The 18892-nt window shown below is 70.8% G+C and carries 16 protein-coding genes; 11 read left to right on the top strand and 5 right to left on the bottom strand.

The features are described 5' to 3' along the window. The first annotated feature begins 53 nt into the window (after positions 1–53). Both AAIB33_RS09515 and AAIB33_RS09510 read left to right on the top strand, forming a co-directional pair. Positions 54–803 (top strand): SDR family oxidoreductase, encoded by a 750-nt coding sequence (locus AAIB33_RS09515; RefSeq protein WP_345803296.1) that lies wholly within the window; start codon positions 54–56, stop codon positions 801–803. A gap of 124 nt (positions 804–927) precedes the next feature. After that, positions 928–1755, top strand: a complete 828-nt coding sequence (locus tag AAIB33_RS09510; protein ID WP_345803295.1) for an SRPBCC family protein — start codon at positions 928–930, stop codon at positions 1753–1755. Between the two features lie 94 nt (positions 1756–1849). On the opposite strand, the gene AAIB33_RS09505 is transcribed toward AAIB33_RS09510, so the two are convergent. Next, a complete protein-coding gene (locus AAIB33_RS09505) occupies positions 1850–3073 on the bottom strand; it encodes an MFS transporter (protein WP_345803294.1) in 1224 nt (407 codons plus the stop codon). 114 nt (positions 3074–3187) lie between these two features. On the opposite strand from AAIB33_RS09505, the gene AAIB33_RS09500 reads away from it, so the two are divergent. After that, positions 3188–3652 carry a MarR family transcriptional regulator gene (locus AAIB33_RS09500; protein WP_345803293.1) on the top strand — a complete coding sequence of 155 codons (465 nt, stop codon included), beginning with the start codon at positions 3188–3190 and terminating at the stop codon, positions 3650–3652. 109 nt (positions 3653–3761) lie between these two features. Here the strand turns inward: AAIB33_RS09500 and AAIB33_RS09495 are convergent, their stop codons facing one another. Further along, on the bottom strand, positions 3762–4502 hold the full coding sequence (locus AAIB33_RS09495) for an EI24 domain-containing protein (protein ID WP_345803292.1): 741 nt from the start codon (positions 4500–4502) through the stop codon (positions 3762–3764). A 127-nt stretch (positions 4503–4629) separates the two neighbouring features. Here AAIB33_RS09495 and AAIB33_RS09490 point away from each other — a divergent pair, with 127 nt between their 5' ends. From AAIB33_RS09490 to nhaA, 4 genes are all read left to right on the top strand, one after another. Further along, on the top strand, positions 4630–5277 hold the full coding sequence (locus AAIB33_RS09490; protein ID WP_345803291.1) for a collagen-like protein: 648 nt from the start codon (positions 4630–4632) through the stop codon (positions 5275–5277). A gap of 120 nt (positions 5278–5397) precedes the next feature. After that, a complete protein-coding gene (locus tag AAIB33_RS09485) occupies positions 5398–7464 on the top strand; it encodes an elongation factor G (protein WP_345803290.1) in 2067 nt (688 codons plus the stop codon). Between the two features lie 23 nt (positions 7465–7487). Further along, complete coding sequence (locus AAIB33_RS09480; protein WP_345803289.1) at positions 7488–7901, top strand: MarR family transcriptional regulator; 414 nt, start codon at positions 7488–7490, stop codon at positions 7899–7901. Further along, entirely contained in the window at positions 7898–9748 is a 1851-nt protein-coding gene (nhaA, locus tag AAIB33_RS09475) for a Na+/H+ antiporter NhaA (protein WP_345803288.1), read from the top strand. The genes AAIB33_RS09480 and nhaA overlap by 4 nt, the downstream gene beginning before the upstream one ends. A gap of 3 nt (positions 9749–9751) precedes the next feature. Here the strand turns inward: nhaA and AAIB33_RS09470 are convergent, their stop codons facing one another. Continuing rightward, positions 9752–9985 carry a hypothetical protein gene (locus AAIB33_RS09470; protein WP_345803287.1) on the bottom strand — a complete coding sequence of 78 codons (234 nt, stop codon included), beginning with the start codon at positions 9983–9985 and terminating at the stop codon, positions 9752–9754. 187 nt (positions 9986–10172) lie between these two features. Between AAIB33_RS09470 and AAIB33_RS09465 the strand changes: the two genes are divergently transcribed. Both AAIB33_RS09465 and AAIB33_RS09460 read left to right on the top strand, forming a co-directional pair. Continuing rightward, entirely contained in the window at positions 10173–12758 is a 2586-nt protein-coding gene (locus tag AAIB33_RS09465) for an ATP-dependent Clp protease ATP-binding subunit (protein ID WP_345803286.1), read from the top strand. A 122-nt stretch (positions 12759–12880) separates the two neighbouring features. Further along, positions 12881–13345, top strand: a complete 465-nt coding sequence (locus tag AAIB33_RS09460) for a DUF3817 domain-containing protein (protein WP_345803285.1) — start codon at positions 12881–12883, stop codon at positions 13343–13345. Positions 13346–13366: 21 nt separating this feature from the next. Here AAIB33_RS09460 and AAIB33_RS09455 read toward each other — a convergent pair whose 3' ends face one another. After that, positions 13367–14089 (bottom strand): DUF72 domain-containing protein, encoded by a 723-nt coding sequence (locus AAIB33_RS09455; RefSeq protein ID WP_345803284.1) that lies wholly within the window; start codon positions 14087–14089, stop codon positions 13367–13369. A gap of 159 nt (positions 14090–14248) precedes the next feature. Here AAIB33_RS09455 and AAIB33_RS09450 point away from each other — a divergent pair, with 159 nt between their 5' ends. Both AAIB33_RS09450 and AAIB33_RS09445 read left to right on the top strand, forming a co-directional pair. Then, a complete protein-coding gene (locus AAIB33_RS09450) occupies positions 14249–15640 on the top strand; it encodes a hypothetical protein (RefSeq protein ID WP_345803283.1) in 1392 nt (463 codons plus the stop codon). A 168-nt stretch (positions 15641–15808) separates the two neighbouring features. Beyond that, a complete protein-coding gene (locus AAIB33_RS09445) occupies positions 15809–17341 on the top strand; it encodes an ATP-dependent DNA ligase (protein ID WP_345803282.1) in 1533 nt (510 codons plus the stop codon). Positions 17342–17441: 100 nt separating this feature from the next. Here the strand turns inward: AAIB33_RS09445 and AAIB33_RS09440 are convergent, their stop codons facing one another. Then, positions 17442–18872, bottom strand: coding sequence for an MDR family MFS transporter (locus tag AAIB33_RS09440; protein ID WP_345803281.1), 1431 nt, complete (start codon positions 18870–18872; stop codon positions 17442–17444). Positions 18873–18892 lie beyond the last annotated feature (20 nt).

The raw sequence follows: 18892 nt of genomic DNA, 5'->3' as shown, positions 1-18892 counted from the left end.
CCCACTCTCATATGGTGAGTGAATTGCTCCCCTTGAGAAGGATTGAGAACCAGATGAACTCCCTCGCAGACCGAACCGCGATCGTCACCGGCGCTTCGAAAGGCATCGGTGCCGGCATCGCGACCGCCCTCGCCGCGGCCGGCGCCGCTGTCGTCGTCAACTACCGCTCGGATCAGCTCGGCGCAGACCGCGTCGTCAGGGGCATCACCGCCGCGGGCGGGCGTGCCCTCGCAGTTCAAGGCGATGTCGCCGACGCGGCCGACGTCCGCATGCTCTTCGACACCGCGCGGACCGAGTTCGGGCCGGTGGACATCCTCGTGAACAATGCCGGTGTCGTCACGTTCGCGCCGCTGACCGCCATCAGCGCCGACGACTTCCACCGGATGATCGGCACGAACTTCTGGGGTACGGTCCAGACGACCCAGGCCCTCGCCGCCCAGGACGACATCGACGGCGCCGCAATCGTCAACGTCTCCACCGCAGGCACTCTGCAATTTCCCGCGTTCGGCAGCCTGTACGTGGCGACGAAGAGCGCGGTCGAAGCCTTCACGATCATCGCAGCGAAGGAGCTCGGACCGCGGGGCATTCGGGTCAACGGCATCGCCCCGGGCCCGTCGGACACCGAAGGCACCCGATCCTCTGGTTTCGTCGGATCCGATCTCGAGTCCGCGTCAGTCGCGGCGACGCCACTCGGACGGACGGGCACTCCTGAGGACTACGGACCCCTCGTCGCGTTCCTCGCCTCTGATGACGCGCGCTGGATCACCGGCGACATCATTCTCGCCTCCGGCGGGCAACGCTGACCGCGGGGCGAGATCATCGTCGGCCGTCTCGTCGGATGCAAGGGGGTAGGTCGAGTCGCGGCCTCTGCTTAGCGTCCTGCGGTGCGTGGATGCGCGTGACCACGCCCGGAGAGAAGGAGAACCCATGAGCACCACCGTCGAGAAGAAGATCCTCGTCAACGTTCCGATCAGCGTCGCGTACAACCAGTGGACGCAGTTCGAGGACTTCCCTCGCTTCATGAGCGGAATCACATCCGTCACGCAGCTGGACGACGAGAACCTGGAATGGGTGGCCGAGATCGCCGGCGTGCGTCGGCAATGGAAGGCACGCATCCTGGAACAGGTCCCCGACAAGAAGGTGGCGTGGGCGGCGACCGAAGGCGCGACGAACGCCGGCGCGGTGACCTTCGAAGACGTCGGAGGCGGGCAGACCCAGGTGCACCTCGTCCTCGAGTACGAGCCCGAGGGGATGGTCGAGAAGGTCGGGGACAAGCTGAACGTCGTCGACAGGCAGGCGGAGGGAGACCTCGAGCGTTTCAAGGAGTTCATCGAATCCGACGGCTACGCCACCGGAGCGTGGCGAGGATCGGTGGGAACAGAGAGGGGCACGGCGGCGCCGGGGATCGACGCCGCTGCGGCCTCTCGCGGAGACAGCGGCAAGGCCGGGATCTCGGGCAAGGTCGCAGCCGGCGTGGGCCTCGCCGCCGCCGCTGCCACGGCAGCCGGCGTCGCCGCGGCCACGAGCAGGTCGAACGACACCGACGAGATGGAGACCGACGTCACCGTGACCCCTGGCTATGACGCCGCCTCCCTGAACCCGGTCGCCACATCGAGCGACGACATGGTGGACCTTCCGCTGGCCGGGGGAGTGGTGGAGCCAGACCTGACCGAGTCCCGGACGACCGGCTCGACTCTCGATGAGGACGACGATCCTCTCACGGGAGGCGACCGGACAACCCGCGGCGCCATCTGACCGTCCTGACGGCGCTCGCACGACGTCGTCGGAAAGAGGCCCGGAGCCGCAGGATCCTGCGGGTCCGGGCCTCCTTCGTGTGTGACGGGCCGGGTCAACGGGTGCCCACGTGCTCCCTCAGGGCCGCTGCGGTCGACGCGGTCGCGGGGGCCGCAGCGGGAGCAGCATCCATCGTCTTCCTGCCGGCGGTCGCCGCGGCGATGATCATGACGAAGAGGGCGGAGAGGGTGATGATCGCGCCGATCCAGATGGGGGAGGTGTAGCCGAGGCCCGCGGCGATGCCGACGCCGCCGGCCCACGCGCCGAGGGCATTGCCGACGTTGAAGGCGCCGATGTTCGCGCCGGAGGCGAGGGTGGGCGCGTCCCCGGCGTAGACCATGATGCGGCTCTGCAGGCCGGGGACGGTGCCGAAGCCGAACCCGCCCATGAGGAACAGGGCGATGATCGTGGCGGTCTGCGATCCGGCGAACAGGGCGAACAGGGCGAGGATGACCACGAGCGCTGCGATGAAGCCGATCAGGGTCGCGTCGATGGAGCGATCGGCCAGTCTGCCGCCGAGCCAGTTGCCGACGACGAGCCCAGCGCCGAACAGGACGAGCAGCCAGGGCACGGCGGGGGTGGGGAAGCCGCTGACCTCGGTGAGCGTGTATGCGATGTAGGTGAATGCGCCGAACATGCCCCCGTAGGCGAGCACGGTCACGAGCAGTGAGAGCCAGACCTGGCCGGAGCGGAACCTCCGGAGTTCGGTGCGGAGGCTGATGCGCTCGTCCGGGGTGTGCAGGGTGGGGACGAGGACGGCGATGCCGATGAACGCGAGCACGCCGACGCCGGCGATCGCCCAGAACGTGGACCGCCATCCCAGCTGCTGGCCGAGGAAGGTTCCGAAGGGGACACCGAGCACGTTGGCGGCGGTCAAACCGGTGAACATGATCGCGATCGCGCCGGCCTTCTTGTCGGGGGCGACGAGGCTGGCGGCGACGACGGCGCCGATGCCGAAGAACGCGCCGTGGCAGAGCGCGGCGAGGATGCGGCCGAGCATGGCGAGGCTGTAGTCCTCCGCGAGGGCGGTGAGCACGTTGCCGGCGATGAACAGCACGATCAGGCCGAGCAGGACGGGCTTGCGGGGGAGTCGCGTGGTCGCCGCCGTCAGTCCGAGCGCGCCGACGACGACCGCGAGGGCGTACCCCGAGATGAGCCATCCCGCCGCCTCGGTGACGCCGAAGTCTGCGGCGACCTCGGGCAGCAGGCCCATGATCACGAACTCGGTCAATCCGATCCCGAACGCGCCGATCGCCAGTGCGACAAGACCCAAGGGCATGACATCCTCCTCGTGAGGCTCTAAAATAGTTGCAGGCGCGGGATACTGCACGAGCAAACAAAATCATTGCACATGCAAATAACCCGCGCAAGCAACTATCTTGGAGGAGTCTCGATGGGCATCGGCGACGACGCTGTTCAGGTGCGCGCGCAGGGGTGGCGAACGCTCGCGGCCCTGCATGGGCTGATCGAGTCAGAACTCGATCGTGGCCTCGCCGCGCTCGACCTTTCGGTGGTGGAATTCACCGTCCTCGACGCGCTGAGTCGGCAGGACGGGTGGCACATGCGGATGCAGCAGCTCGCGCGGGCCGCCGCGCTCAGCCCCAGCGCCACCACGCGGCTCGTCACCCGCCTCGAGGACCGGGGACTGCTCACCCGGATCCTCTGCGCCGACGACCGCCGCGGCATCTACACGGAGCTCACTCCGAGCGGGCGCGCACTCTACGAGAAGGCTCTGCCGGTGCATGACCGCGCCCTCGAGCGCGCACTGGACGAGGCGGCGGACCGGCCGGAGCTCGCACCGGTGGTGGACGCGCTGCACGGAGTCGCGCTGCCGACGCTTCCGTCCTCGGTGCGATAGGGGGAGTCCGCGCCGGCGGCGAGGCTGGTGCTGCTGCCGGCCGCACGGGGCTGGGGGACGCTCCCGCCGTGCCGAGGTCTCGAATCCGTCAGACGGTCTCGGCCGGTGGTCAGGGCGAGGTCTCGGCCGCGCGGAGAAGCGAGCGCGCGAGGTCCGTCGACCCCGCGACGGCGGCGGGCATGACGATGATCGCGCCGAACGGGATCAGGAAGAAGAGCTGCGTCGCCACGCCGAAACCCAGCGCGCGGGCACGGTGGCCGCGGAGCAGCATCCCCCTGTCCCGTCGTGAGAGTCCACGAGCCGTGAGCGCGCGTGACGAGAGCTCGTCGGCGAGCAGCCATCCCGTCAGGACGACGCCCGTCACGGCGCCGAGGACGCCGCCGACCACGGGGATGAGACCCAGCAGGGCGGCGAGAAGGGCGACGAGGATGCCACGTCCGACGAGTGACACGGCATCGACCGCCGATCGCCAGAACGGGTAGTCGGCGTCGGGCGCCGGGCCACCCAGGTCGCGCTCGACCGTGCGCCAGATGCGCTCGTAGAACGGGTCCCCGACGAGGAGCGTCAGCGCCGTGAACGACACGATCGCGACGAACAGTGCACCGCCGAACAAGGCCGCGCCGACGCCGAACCGCAGGAAGTCGCGCCAGAACGGCACCCAGCCCTCGGCGTAGGGCGTCGCCGCCGACGTCAGCTGGGGGAGCGCGATGCCCAGCGCCGTGAGGGCTGCGACGAGGACGATCGCGACGATCGCCGCCGGGACGAGGCCGAGCAGCATCGCGCCGGGCCGCCGGCGCCACCAGGTGAAGCCGCGCAGCAGGAAGCCCATCCCGCCGAAGAACTCTCGCATCCAGCCGAGACTACGACGCCATCCGCCGGGGGTGACGTCTCTTCCCGGCGGCACACGCCGTCCCTACACTGAGCGTCAATCTCGCCTGCCGCGCACGCGGGCACCCCTCGCCGATCTGGAGCCTCGCATGACCGATCCGACTCAGCCCACCCGCAGCACGACGCCGCCCCCGACCGAGCCGAAGAAGAACGGCGTCGGTCTCGGCGCCCTGATCGGCGTCGGCATCGGCGTCGTGCTCCTCTCGTTCGTCGCGGCCTTCCTCGGCTCATCGCTCGCGAAGTCGACCGAGCCCGCGCCCGAGACGACGGCTGTCGCGGAGCAGACGCCCGTACCGACTCCGAAGTCGTCGGAGGAGGTCGAGGACATCATTCAGGAGATCCTTCCCGCGGGCTCGGCGGTGCGCGCCGGCAAGGGCGTGCCCGAAGCGGGCAAGGGGTACGAGGGCGACGTCTACATCGACGTCTCGAACGCCAACGTCTACGTCTTCCGCGACGGGCAGTGGGTGCTCGCCGGCAACATCAAGCAGTCGGCGGCCGAGAACCTCACCGGCGCGACCGGGGCGACGGGTGAGACGGGCGCCACCGGCGCGACGGGTGCGCAGGGTGAGACGGGAGCGACGGGCGCGCCCGGTGCTCCCGGCACGCAGGTGCTGCTCGGATCCGGGGAGCCCGACAATGAGACCTGTCAGGCCAACGGCGACGTCTACATCGACACCGACAACACGACGTTCTACCAGTGCACCGACAGCGAGTGGGTACTGCCCGGGACCAACTGACCTCCCGGAGCAGTGATCCTCACGGCATCCCCTCGCCTGTAGCGACCTCTCCCTCTGGCGCCGCCCCGCGTCCAGGGGGACGATGGTCGCTACTGGTCCGCGAGGATGCGGGAGGACTCCGTGGCCGAGACATCACCTGCGCCGACGCATCGCACGGTCGCCCTGCTCGGAGCGATGGGCAGCGGCAAGACCACGCTCGCCGAGGCGATGCTGCATCGCGCGGGGGCCATCCCGCGCATGGGCAGCGTCGAGCAGGGCACCACGGTCTGCGACCACGAGCCGGAGGAGGTCGCTCGCGGAGCGTCGCTCGGGCTCGCCCTGGCGTGGCTGACATGGACGGTGGGCGGCGCGGACCAGGGCGTGACGATCGCCGACACCCCGGGGCATCCCGATTTCGTCGGCGCTGTCGATGCCGCCCTGTCGGTCGCCGACGTCGCCGCGATCGTCGTGAGCGCGGTGGACGGCGTGACGGGAGGCACCCGCACCGCGTGGGCGAATGCGGGCGCGGCCGGGGTGCCGCGCATCGTGGTCGTGACGCAGGAGGATCGCGCGCGCGCCGACTTCCGGCGCACGGTCGACCAGCTTCGGGATGCTTTCGGGCCGGGTCTGTGGCCCCTCGAGCTTCCGCTCGGGGAGGAGCACGCCTTCCGCGGCGTCGCCGACATCCTGAGTGAGCGCGCGCTCGTGTACGAAGGGGACGGGCGCCACCACGACGAGGACGTCCCCGACGAACTCGCCGCCGAGGAGCACCGGATGCACCAGGAGGTGACCGAGGAGATCGTCGCGCGCGATGACGCTCAGCTCGAGGCCTACCTCGACGGCGAGGAGCCGGGCGCTCCCGAGCTCGAGTCGACCTTCGCCGCTGCGATGGCGGCGGGGGAGGCGGTGCCCATCGTCGTGTGCTCGGGGCTCACCGAGACGGGCGTCGACCACGTGCTCGACCTGCTGTGCGACCTCGCGCCGACGGGCGGCGCGCACGACGGCCGCATCCTGCTCGGGGTCGACGGCGAGGGCCTCGGCGGCACCGAGCATCGCGTCGCTCCCCAGGAGAACGGCGACACGCTCGTGCACGTCTTCCGCACGGTCGCCGACCCGTTCGTCGGCCAGGTCGCGATGTTCAAGGTGCTCTCGGGCGTCGTGCGGCCGGGCGACCGGCTCCGCAATGCGACGACCGGCGGCGAGGAGAGGATCCCCGCGCTGTTCCGCCTGCGTGGTGCCGAGCACGTGCCGGCCGACGCGATCCGCACGGGCGAGGTCGGTGCCGTGGCGAAGCTCACCGCGACCCCGGCTCGATCGCTGCTGTGGACGCGTCCGCAGGGTGCCGCGCGTCCGACCCCGCTGCCCGCGCGCGCCCCCGTGTACGCGACGACACTCGAGCCGGTGTCGCAGTCCGACGATGCCAAGCTCACGACGGCTCTCGCGCGCCTCACGGCGGAGGACCCGACGCTCGTCGTCGATCGCTCGGGCAGCCTCACGATCCTGCGCGGCCTCGGCGACACCCACGTCGCCGTCGCCGTCGAGCGCCTCGCACGCGTGCTCGGCGTGCACGTCACGACCGGCGCGGCGCCGGTCGCCTACCGCGAGACGATCGCCCACACGGCGCAGGCCGAGGGCAAGCTCAAGAAGCAGTCCGGCGGGCACGGGCAGTTCGCCGTCGTGCAGCTCAAGCTCTCGCCGCTCCCGCCCGGCGGCGGCTTCGCGTTCGTCGACTCGGTCGTCGGCGGCGCTGTGCCGCGGACCTACATCCCCGCCGTCGAGCGCGGCGCGCGGGAGGCGCTTGCGGCCGGCGGCCCTCTCGGCCACCCCGTCGTCGACGTGCAGGTGGAGCTGCTGGACGGCAAGGCGCACTCGGTCGACTCGTCCGAGATGGCCTTCCGCACGGCCGCGGCCCTCGGCGTCAAAGCCGCGCTCGCCGACGCGCATACGGTGCTCCTCGAACCGGTGTCGACGGTCACCGTGACGGTGCCGACCGACCTGCAGGGCCCCGTGCTGACCGACCTGTCCGGCCGGCGAGGCCGCGTGCACGCGAGCGAGTCGGCCGACGACGGTCGCGCCCGCGTCGTGGCGAGCGTGCCCGATGCCGAGCTCGACCGCTACGTGCTCGATCTCCGTGCTCTCACCGGCGGTCAGGCCGAGCTCACGATCGCGCCGGACCATTACGAGCCTGCACCCGGCCCGCACTGCTGAGCCGGTCGCTACGATGAGACGTCATGCCTGAGCGCCCGCCTTTCAGTCCCGTCATCGCGCTGCTCACCGTCTCCAGCGTGTGGGACGCGCGGCTCAACGCCGCCCTCAAGGACCTCGGCCTCACGACCCGCAAGTACGGACTCCTCGCGCACATCCACGCCACGCCGGGCATCTCGTTCTCCGAGCTCGCTCGCCGGTCGCAGATCACGGTGCAGACGGCGCACACCGCCGTGCGGACGCTCCAGGAGGAAGGGCTGGTTCAGGATGCCACGGCTCAGGCGGGTGCGGCATCCGATCTGCGGGCGACCGACAAAGGCGAGGCGGCGCTGACCGAGGCGGACGCCCGGCTCGCCCGCCTCGACGCGGCTTTCGGCGAGGGCGTGCCCCGCTTGAGCGAAGCCCTGCAGGGACTCCACGAGGAGCCGTTCGGCGCGTGAGCGAACTGCGGATCATCAGCACGGGCGACGCCGCCCGCCCCGTTCCGAAGAAGCGCACCCGCGATCCCGACCGCCTCGCCGCGGCGTTCATGCTCATCGGCGTCGCGATCGCGATGGTGTGGGCCAATTCGCCGTGGTCGGCCACTTACGAGGAGTTCTGGGCCCTTCCCCTCGGGTTGTCGGTCGGCGGGTTCGACGTGTCGTTCCCCATGCACGCCGTCGTGAACGAGGGCCTCATGACCCTCTTCTTCTTCCTCGTCGGCCTCGAGGTGAAGCGCGAGCTCACGATCGGCGAGCTCACCGACCGCTCGCGCGCCCTGCTTCCCATCGCCGCGGCGATCGCGGGGCTCATCGTGCCGGCTGTCGTCTTCGTGCTCTTCAACCTCGGCAGCGGCGAGGCCGACGCGTGGGGTGTCGTCATCTCGACCGACACGGCGTTCCTCCTCGGCGCCCTCGCGATCATCGCGCCCAAGTACCCGTCGCGCCTGCGCATCTTCCTCCTGACCCTCGCGGTGGTCGACGACATCGGGGCGCTCCTCGTGATCGGCCTGTTCTACAACAACGGGCTTGCGGTCGTGCCGCTGCTGGTCGCGATCGTGCTCATGGCCCTGCTCGCCCTCGTGCGGTTCCTGCCCGCGGGCCGCGGCCTCGCGTACACCCTGCTCGGCGCCGCACTCTGGATCGCGGTGCTGCTGGCCGGCATCCATCCCACCCTGGCGGGAGTCGCGGTCGCGCTGCTGATCCCCGTCTTCCCGCCGCGGCGCACCGACGTCGAGCGCGCCGCCGAGCTGACCCGCGCTTTCCGCGAGTCGCCCAACCCGGCCTATGCGGCGGCCGTCACCCGGAGCCTGCGCGACTCGCTCTCGATCAACGAGCGCGTCGACGCGGCCTGGCGCCCCTACATCGCGTTCGGCGTCCTGCCGATCTTCGCGCTCGCGAACGCTGGCGTGCACCTCGATGCCGAGACGATCCGTGATGCCGTGGCCTCGCCCGTCGCCTGGGGCATCGTCGCGGGACTCGTCGTCGGCAAGTTCGTCGGCATCACGGGCGCGACGGCGCTCCTGCGGGCGATGGGGCGCGGGCAGCTCGCTCCGGGACTCGGTCTGAACCGCATCGCGGGCGGAGGGGCGCTCTCGGGCATCGGCTTCACGATCGCGCTGTTCCTCGTTCCGATCGCGATCGACGACCCCGGGACGCAGAACATCGCGAGGGTGGCCGTGCTCACGGCATCCCTCCTCGCGTTCCTCATCGGCTGGGCGATGCTCGTGATCGGCGATCGCGTGCGCCCGCCGCGGCCCGTCGGCGCGAAGCTCATGCGGCCGTTCGACCCCGACCGCGACCACTACCGGGGCGATCCGGCGGCACCCTTCGAGATCGTCGAGTACGGCGACTTCGAGTGCCCGTTCTGCAGTCGCGCGACCGGCTCCGTCGACAACGTGCTGGAGTACTTCGGCGCCGACGTGCGCTGGGTGTGGCGGCATTTCCCCCTCGACGCGCCCCACCCGCACGCGCAGGAGGCGGCGCAGGCCGCCGAGGCGGCGGGGATGCAGGGACGCTTCTTCGAGATGGCGGTGACCCTGTTCGCGAATCAGCAGCGGCTCGAGACATCCGATCTGTGCATGTACGCGGCTCAGCTGGGGCTGGACGCGGAGCGGTTCATGGAGGACTTCCAGTCGACGCGGGTCGCGCGGCGCATTCAGGACGACCGCTTCGACGCGGAGCTCATGGACCTCAGCGGCACGCCGACGTTCTTCGTGAACGGCACGCGCCATGTCGGGCCGTACGACTCCGCGAGCCTGATCCGTTCGCTCGAGGCGACGCGTTCGCGAGGTGCGGCGGGCCGCTGAGGCTCACGCCGGCACCTGGTCGCGGTGGTCGATGACGACCAGGGCCAGCTCGTTGAGGCGCTCCCAGTACACGGTGCCGTGATGCGCGCAGTACGCCACCGAGCGCCCTGAGGGGAGCTCGGCGTAGACGTATGCCTGGACTTTCGCGTCGGTGTCGCACTGGAGGCAGATGTCGTCGGACATCTCCAGGACGGCGGTGCGGTGGCGGTCGATGATGTCGACGGGCGACGTGTCCATGAGGCTCTCCTTCTCGCTCACCGATGAGGAGCGCCGGATGGCCCGATTGATACCGGTCGCCCGATTCCGCCGTGAATCTTCGCCCTCGTGGGAATAGCCGGCCGCCCGCTTCGTTGAACTTGATACGGATCGACTCAAGTTGAGTCATCCATCCCCGAACACCAACCTCAGACGGAGAAAACGGGAGATGCCCGAAGACTTCACCCCTTACACCGACGGCGACGACGGTGCCGGCTCGTTCGACGACTTCCTCGCCCGCTACCTCGCGGGCGAGCGCGCACGCGCCGAGCGGTCGATCGACCTCACGCGGTTCCTGAGCGCGCGCACGCAGGACGTCCTGCAGCGCGCGGGCCGCTTCGCCCTCGAGCGCGGCCAGAGCGAGCTCGACGCGCTGCACGTGCTGCGCGTCCTGGTATCGGAGGATCCCGCCGAGGACGCCGTCGAGCGCATCGGCGGCGATCCGCGCGCCATCCGCCGCGCCGCCGAGGAGCGGCTCCCCGCCGCCTCCGCCGCCCAGGATGCCGATGGCGCCGTCGTGACGCCGTCCGTGACGCGCGCGCTGTTCCACGCGTTCCAGGTCGCCCGCTCATCGGGTTCGACGTACATCGACCCCGAGCACCTGTTCTTCGCACTCGTCCTCGCGCAGGACACGCCCGCCGGGCGCATCCTCGCCGGGGCCGGCGTGACGCCCGAGGCGCTCACGGAGGGCGTTCGCGAAACCGTGCGCCCCGCCGCCGCGCCGTCGGCCGACCAGCCCGAGAACGAGACGCCGATGCTCGACAAGTTCGGCACGGACCTGACCGCGCTCGCATCGAGCGGCCGGCTGGACCCCGTGATCGGCCGCGCTGACGAGATCGAGCAGACGATCGAGATCCTGAGCCGGCGCACGAAGAACAACCCCGTCCTCGTCGGCGAGGCCGGAGTCGGCAAGACCGCCATCGTCGAGGGACTCGCACAGGCGATCACCGACGGCGGCGTGCCCGAGCAGCTCGTCGGCAAGCGCGTGATCTCGCTCGACCTCGCCGGCATGCTCGCCGGCACCCGCTACCGCGGCGACTTCGAGGAGCGCCTCACGAAGACGATGGACGAGGTCGCCACGCTGGAGGGGACCGTCATCCTCTTCATCGACGAGATCCACACGGTCGTCGGCGCCGGTGGCGGCGGCGAGGGCGCGATGGATGCCGGAAACATCCTGAAGCCGCGTCTCGCCCGCGGGGAGCTGCACCTCGTGGGTGCCACGACGCTCAAGGAGTACCGCACGATCGAGAAGGACCCGGCGCTCGAGCGCCGCTTCCAGCCGGTGCGCGTCGGCGAGCCGTCGATCGAAGACGCCGTCCTCATCCTGCACGGCCTCAAGCCGGCCTACGAGGAGCACCACGGCGTCACATTCACGGATGCCGCGCTGCGCGCCGCCGTCGAGCTCAGCGACCGGTACCTCACCGAGCGCGTGCTGCCCGACAAGGCGATCGACCTCATCGACCAGGCCGGCGCCCGGCTGCGCCTGAAGCTCGGCGCGCTCGTGGACGTGAAGGCGCTCGTCGAGCGGCTCGCAACGCTCGAGGCCGACAAGAACGCCGCCGTCTCGGCGGAGCACTACGAGGAGGCGTCGCGCATCCGCGACCAGATCGCGGACGTCCAGTCCCGGTTGGCCGACGCCACGTCGCGCGGACCCTCGGCGGGCTCGGGGACCGGGTTCGCCGGCGAGGCCGTCGTCGACGAGGCGGAGATCGCGGCCGTGATCAGCCGGGCCACCGGCATCCCGGTCAACCGCCTGACCGAGACGGAGCGCGAGCGCCTCGCCTCGCTCGAATCGGAGCTGCACGCCCGGGTCATCGGGCAGGACGACGCCGTGACCGCGGTCGCGAAGGCCGTTCGCCGCAACCGCACGGGCATGGGCGACTCGCGCCGTCCTGTCGGCTCGTTCCTCTTCCTCGGCCCGACCGGCGTCGGCAAGACCGAGCTCGCCAAGGCGCTCGCCCAGTCCCTGTTCGACGACGACCCTTCGACAGGCTCAGGGAGCAAGGTCATCCGGTTCGACATGAGCGAGTTCGGCGAGCGGCACACCGTCTCGCGGCTCGTCGGCGCCCCTCCCGGATACGTCGGCTACGACGAGGCCGGTCAGCTCACCGAGCGTGTGCGCCGCAACCCGTACGCCGTCGTGCTGTTCGACGAGATCGAGAAGGCCCACCCGGACGTCTTCAACCTGCTGCTGCAGGTGCTCGACGACGGACGCCTGACCGACGGTCAGGGCCGCACCGTCGACTTCCGCAACACGGTCATCATCATGACGTCGAACCTCGGCTCGGAGTTCCTCGCCTCCCGCGCGGGTGCGATCGGCTTCATCGCCGACGGCGGCGGGTCGACCGGATTCGGCTCGGAGAAGGACCTGCGCGACCGCGTCTTCGGCAAGCTCCGCGAGGCGATGCGTCCCGAGTTCCTGAACCGCATCGATGAGATCGTGCTCTTCCGGAAGCTCGAGAAGGCGCAGCTGCGCGACATCGTGCGGCTCGTCCTCGACCAGACGTCTTCGCGTCTGGCCAAGCGCGAGGTCGGTCTCGAGGTGACGGAGGCCGCGATCGACTGGCTCGCCGAGCACGGATACGAGCCCGAGTACGGCGCCCGGCCGCTGCGCCGCCTCGTGCAGCGCGAGGTCGACGACCGCATCGCAGAGCTCTTCGTCACGGGATCCCTCGGTGGCGGGGGGATCGTGACGGTGGATGCCGCGGGCTCCGAGCTCGTGGTGCGGTCGGAGGTCGTCGCGGCCGCCGCGTAGTCCTCCTGCGCTGACACACGACGGGCGAGCCGATACGGATTCTTCGTATCGGCTCGCCCGCTCGTATCGCGTACGCGGGGCGGGGGTCAAGGAGGGGTTAAACCTTCAGTTAGGCTGAAGGGGTGTTTCGATCTCCCTACCGACTCTTCCGAACGTTCGCGATCCTCGAGGCGATCTCGTGGACCCTGCTTCTGCTCGCTCTGGTGCTCCGGGCAGTCGCCGACCTCGCGATCGGCGTCACGATCGGCGGAGCCATCCACGGATTCGTCTTCCTCTCGTACGGCGCAACGGTCATCCTGGTGGCCAAGAACAACCGGCTGCGTCCGTGGCCGACGATCGTCGCGCTGGTCAGCGCCGTGATCCCGTACGCGACCATCCCGACCGAGATCTGGCTGCAGCGCACGGGTCGGCTCGCGGGCGAATGGCGGCTCGAGGCCACGGATGATCCGCGGGACGCCCTGTGGCATGACCGGCTCCTGCGCTGGTTCCTCGCGCGTCCGTGGGTGCTCGGCGCGCTCATCCTCGTCGCGCTCGTCGTGCTCTACGCCGTGCTGCTCGTCATCGGACCGCCCGGGGGGCGCAGCTGAGGACGCCGCGGACCCCGCGGGTCAGGTGTGCAGCATGCGCTTCAGGGTGCGGGCGTTGCGGACGGCGTTGCCTCCGCCATCGTTGTTGAAGTAGCCGTAGACCTCGTGGCCCGCACCCTCCCATTCCCGGATGCGCTCGGCCCACCACGCCATGTCGGACTCGGAGTACGAGCCGCCGTAGAGGTGCTCGGCATCCGGTCCGTGCCACCGCACGTAGACGAGCTTCGCGGTCGCGCGGAGGATGCACGGGAGCTTCGCACCGCTCATGACGCAGTACCCGGCGCCGTGGCGCTCGAGGATCCCGAAGACGGCGTCATCCGTCCACGAATCGTGCCGGAACTCGACGACCGGACGCGTCCAGTCCGGCAGGGCGCCGAGGAAGTAGCCGAGGCGCGCGTCGTCGCGCTGCATCGTCGGCGGCAGCTGCACGATGAGCGGGCCGCGCTTGCCGCGCAGCTCGTGCAGGCCCGCCGTCACGCGCTCGATCCACTGCTCGGGCTCGAGCAGGCGCCGCGCGTGAGTGAGTCCGCGCGGGGCCTTGACGGTCATCTCGAAGCCCTCGGGAAGCCGCTGTCGCCAGGAGGCGAAGCGCGCGGGAGGCGGCCATCGATAGAAGCTCGCGTTGAGCTCCACGGTGTCGAACTCGCGCTGGTAGATGTCGAGCCACTCCCGCTGCGGCGCGCTGGCGTAGAGGGTGCTTCGCCAGTGCTGATAGCTCCATCCCGACGTCCCGATGCGCGCCATCCCTCCATCGTGGGCGGGGTGCCGCCACCCGGCCACGGGGTTGCTGCCGACCGTCGACGACGATAGAGATGGCGTGGCCTTGTGTGACGTCCCCCTCGCAATTTCCCGTCCACTGGGAATAGCATGTGGCGCAACAGACACTGGCCGGGGGGCACCACAATGTCGCGTCACCACAACCACGTCCGTGCGTTCGGTCCTGCTGCAGGCATCGGCGCTCTCGCCTTCGCCGTCGTGCTGGCATCGCCGTCCGCCGCGAACGCCGTGCCGTCGCAGACGATCGACTTCAGCGCCGCGGGGTACACGCTCGGCGAGGGGAGCCCGGCCGGCCAGAACGGCTGGACGGCCACAGCCGCTCCCTTCGACTACGCGCTCGTCGACACATCCGCGTTTCCCGATTCGGGGCTGCCCGCCGGCGTCAGCCTCCAGGTCTCGAATGCGATCGACCCCGATGGCACCGACTATCTCCGCTCGCCCGGGGTGGACCCCGCCGGCAAGGCCGGCGCACCAGGAGCGCTCTTCAACGCCTTCGCCGCGGAGTTCACCGTCGCCTCGGCCACCGGCGCGGTGCAGGACGGTCTCCGCCTCGATGTCGCCCTCGACGCCTCGTCGCGGGACGGCGGCGTCGTCAACCTGCGCCACACGGACCGCGGTCTCGAGATCGGCAGCTACTGGGTTCCCGAGGATGCGACGGACACCGACATCCCGGACTGGCGGTCGGCCGTCTTCGCCGTCGTCGACCCTGCCGTGCCGCACACGATCCGCGTGGAGGAGCTGTTCCGCGCGAATGCCTCCGACGTCGTCCGCATCTACGTCGACGACGTCCTGGTCACGGGATGCTCGGAGATCACGTCCTGGGAGCACTACCACGCGCTCGCGGGCGAGGAGACAGACGACCTGGTGGACGAGATCGGCTTCCGCATGACCTCGAGCGCCCCGAGCGCCGACGGGATCGGCTACGACACCGGTCTGCCGGCGGCCCCCGCGACCGAGAACGCGGGCTTCCTCTTCGACGGCATCTCATACGGGTCGTACGACGGCGAGCTCGCGAGCCCCTCGACGGGCGCGCCGATCCCGGATGCGACCGATGCGCCCGACCAGACGCTCACCGTCGACCCGGCCTCGGTCGCGGCGGCCGGGGGAGCGATCACGGTCTCGACGTCGGGCTTCCAGCCCGGTGAGGACGTCTACGGCACCCTCTTCCCGGAGGGCGAGTCGCTCGGCTGGCTGACCGCCGACGCGGCAGGCGCTGTCGCGGGCTCGCTGACCGTGCCCGCCGACCTCGCCGCCGGTGCGCACACGGTTCAGCTCAACGGTGCGGCGAGCAGCTGCACCGCCGCGGGAGCCGTTGCGGTGGCTGCTGTGCCGGTCGCGCCGACCCCCGGCCCGACGCCGACCCCGTCGCCGTCCGGTCCCGCACTTGCTCCCACCGGCCCCGCCGACGCGACGCCCGCCCTCGCCGTCGCCGGCATCGGGCTCGCCGTGGGGAGCGTGCTCTTCTGGGCGGCGCGCGCAGCGCGCGGTGGCGGCCGGGTGCGGCGCGGTCGCAGCTGACGCTCTGCGACTCCTCCCGTCGATCGGGTGAGCGGAGGAGAAAGGACGGACGGATGCCGGGTCGCGGCATCCACTCCTCCTGTGCTCCGATGTCATCCCGTTCTCTGAGGCAACGGAGGAGTCCGCTGACCCGGGCCGGGTGTCGGAGGCCGGTGCGAGAATTCTGGGATGCTGCTCGCCGACCTGGTCGAGACCGTCGACGCCGTGACCGCCACCCGCTCGCGGCTGGCGAAGGTCGATGCGCTCGCATCGGCGCTGTCCCGGCTCGAGCCCGATGAGATCCGCCCCGCTGTCGGGTTCCTGACGGCGAGCCCGCGCCAGGGGCGACTCGGTGTGGGCTGGCGCACCCTGTCGTCGCTCGATGCGCAGCACTCGACGGCCTCGACGCTCACCATCGGCGAGGTCGACGTCGCACTCGACGACCTGGCGGAGGCATCCGGAGCCGGCTCGGTCGCCGCCCGCGGCGACGCCTTGCGGGCGCTCGCGCAGCGCGCGACGCGCGCGGAGTGGGACTTCGTCAGCCGCGTGATCCTCGGCGAGCTGCGCACCGGAGCGCTCGAAGGCGTGCTGCTCGACGCGATCGCCCGGGCCTCCGATCGCCCTGCCGAGGTCGTGCGCCGGGCCGCGATGCTGTCCGGCGATCTCGGCGACACCGCCGTGATCGCGCTCACGCAGACGCCGGAGGAGCTCGAGGCGGTCGGGCTCGTCGTCGGGCGGGCGGTGCTGCCGATGCTCGCCTCGACGGCCGCCACCGCGACGGAGGCCGTCGCGTCAGTGGGCGAGGCATCGGTCGAGTACAAGCTCGACGGGGCGCGCATACAGGTGCATCGCCACGGCGACGACGTGCACATCTTCACACGCAACCTCGCCGACATCACGCACCGGCTTCCCGAGGTGGTGGAGGTCGTGAGGGGGATGCCGGTCACCGACGTCATCCTCGACGGTGAGACGCTCGCGCTCGACGAGAACGACGCACCGCGTCCGTTCCAGGACACGATGTCGCGGTTCGGCGCGGCCCTTCGACAGGCTCAGGGACCGGATTTCACGGTGCTGCACCCGTGGTTCTTCGACGTGCTGCACGTCGATGGCCGCGATCTCCTCGACGAGCCGCTCCGCGTCCGGCGCGACGAGCTCGGTCGCATCGCGCCCGCGCACCGCATCCCGGGCGAGGTCACGAGCGATCCCGATGTCGCCGAGCGCGTGAGCGCGGACGCGCTCGCCGCGGGCCACGAGGGCGTCGTCGTGAAGGCGATCGACTCGACGTACGCCGCCGGCCGGCGCGGGTCGAGCTGGATCAAGGTCAAGCCGGTCCACACGTTCGACCTCGTCGTGCTCGCCGCCGAGTGGGGCTACGGCCGCCGCTCGGGGTGGCTCTCGAACCTCCATCTCGGCGCCCGCGACGAGACCGGGGAGTTCGGCGGAGGCTTCGTCATGGTCGGCAAGACCTTCAAGGGCCTCACCGACGCCCTTCTGACGTGGCAGACCGAGCGGTTCCCCGAGATCGCCGTCGACGAGACGCCCGGGACGGTGTGGCTCCCGCCCGAGATCGTCGTCGAGATCGCGATCGACGGCGTACAGCGCTCGACGCGCTACCCGGGCGGCCTGGCGCTGCGCTTCGCGCGCGTCAAGCGCTACCGCGACGACAAGCGCCCTGCCGAGGCCGACACAATCCAGACGCTGCGGGGGATGCTGCGCGGGTGACTCCGCGCGGCGCGGTGCCGACGGTCATCCCATCGCCGCGCGGGTGATCCACGCTGCGGGGCGCAGCGTCCCTCCTCCCAGAAATGCCGTCGCAGAAAGGCTAGGCCGAATCGCTCGCCGCCTCGACGGGCTCGGGCTCGTCGATGTGCACGGGCGGGATGAACGAGCACGCGACGAGCATGACGAGGGCCGACGCCGCGACGCCGATGAAGACCGCGATCGAGCCCGCCTGGATCGCGGCGGGGATGTCCGCGCCGCCGTTGCGGTTGATGAGCGCGTTCGCGATCGCCCCGAAGACGGCGACGCCGACGGCGCTGCCGATCGAGCGCGCCAGCATGTTGGTGCCCGACACGACGCCGCGGCGGCGCATGTCGACCGACGACTGCGCCGCGATGAGGCTCGGGGCGGCGACGAGGCCCAGACCGAGTCCGACGATGAAGCAGCCGAGCGCCGTGAGCGGGATCGACGGAGAGAGGGCGAACACCACGAGCATGGCCGCGCCGAGGATCACGAGGACGCTGCCGAGGAGCGTCGTCGCCCGGAACCCGATCCGCAGGTAGAAGCGGCCGGCGAGCGACGCCGACACGGGCCAGCCGAGCGTGAGGGCTGCGACGGCGAGTCCAGCGACGAGGGGAGCGGCATCCGTCGTCGACTGCAGGAACGTGGGGACGAACGACACGAGCCCGATCAGCACGACGCCCACGAGGAGCCCCGCTATCGAGGTCGTCACCACGATGCGGCTCCGGAAGACCCAGGGCGCGAGGATCGGGTCCTCCGCCCGCCGCTCCACGAACGCGAACGCGACGAGGAGCAGCGCGCCGATTCCGAAGGCCGCGAGGCTCTGCCACGACAGCCACTCCCAGGCGTGTCCGCCCTCGAGGAGCGCGAGTACCAGGAGCACGAGCGCCGCGGTGAGGAGCGCCGCACCCGCGTAGTCGATGCGCCGCCGCTGCCGCTCGAACGGCTGGCGGTAGTTGCGCCACAGCATCCACAGTGCGAGGAGGCACAGCGGCACGTTGATCCAGAAGATCCAGCGCCACGACGCGAACTGCGAGAAGAGGCCGCCGATCGTCGGACCCGCGACGGACGAGAACGCCCACACGCTCGCGAGGTACCCCTGCGTCTTGGCGCGCTCCCGCACGGTGTAGATGTCTCCCGCGACCGTCATGGTGGCGGGCATGATGGCGCCGGCGCCGAGGCCCTGCACCGCGCGGAACGCGATGAGCGCCCCCATGCTCCACGCCGTCGCGCACAGCACCGAGCCGACGAGGAAGAGCACGATGCCCGCGTACATGACCGGCCGGCGGCCGACGATGTCGCTGAGCTTCGCGAACACCGGCACCGACGCGGCCTGCGCGAGCGTGTAGATGGAGAAGAGCCACGGGAACTGCTCGAAGCCGCCGAACTCCTGGACGATCGTCGGCACCGCGGTCGAGAGCACCGTCGCGTCGATCGCGATGAGGAACGTCGACAGCATGAGCGCGAGGAGGATCGGGCCGCGCTCCGATCGCAGTCCCACGCCATCGGTCATCCGTCCAGCCAACCACAGGG

The sequence above is a fragment of the Microbacterium sp. AZCO genome (assembly GCF_039614715.1).
GTDB lineage: Bacteria > Actinomycetota > Actinomycetes > Actinomycetales > Microbacteriaceae > Microbacterium.
The sequence above is the reverse complement of the archived record's forward strand: the minus strand, read 5'-3'. Positions and strand labels throughout refer to the sequence as shown.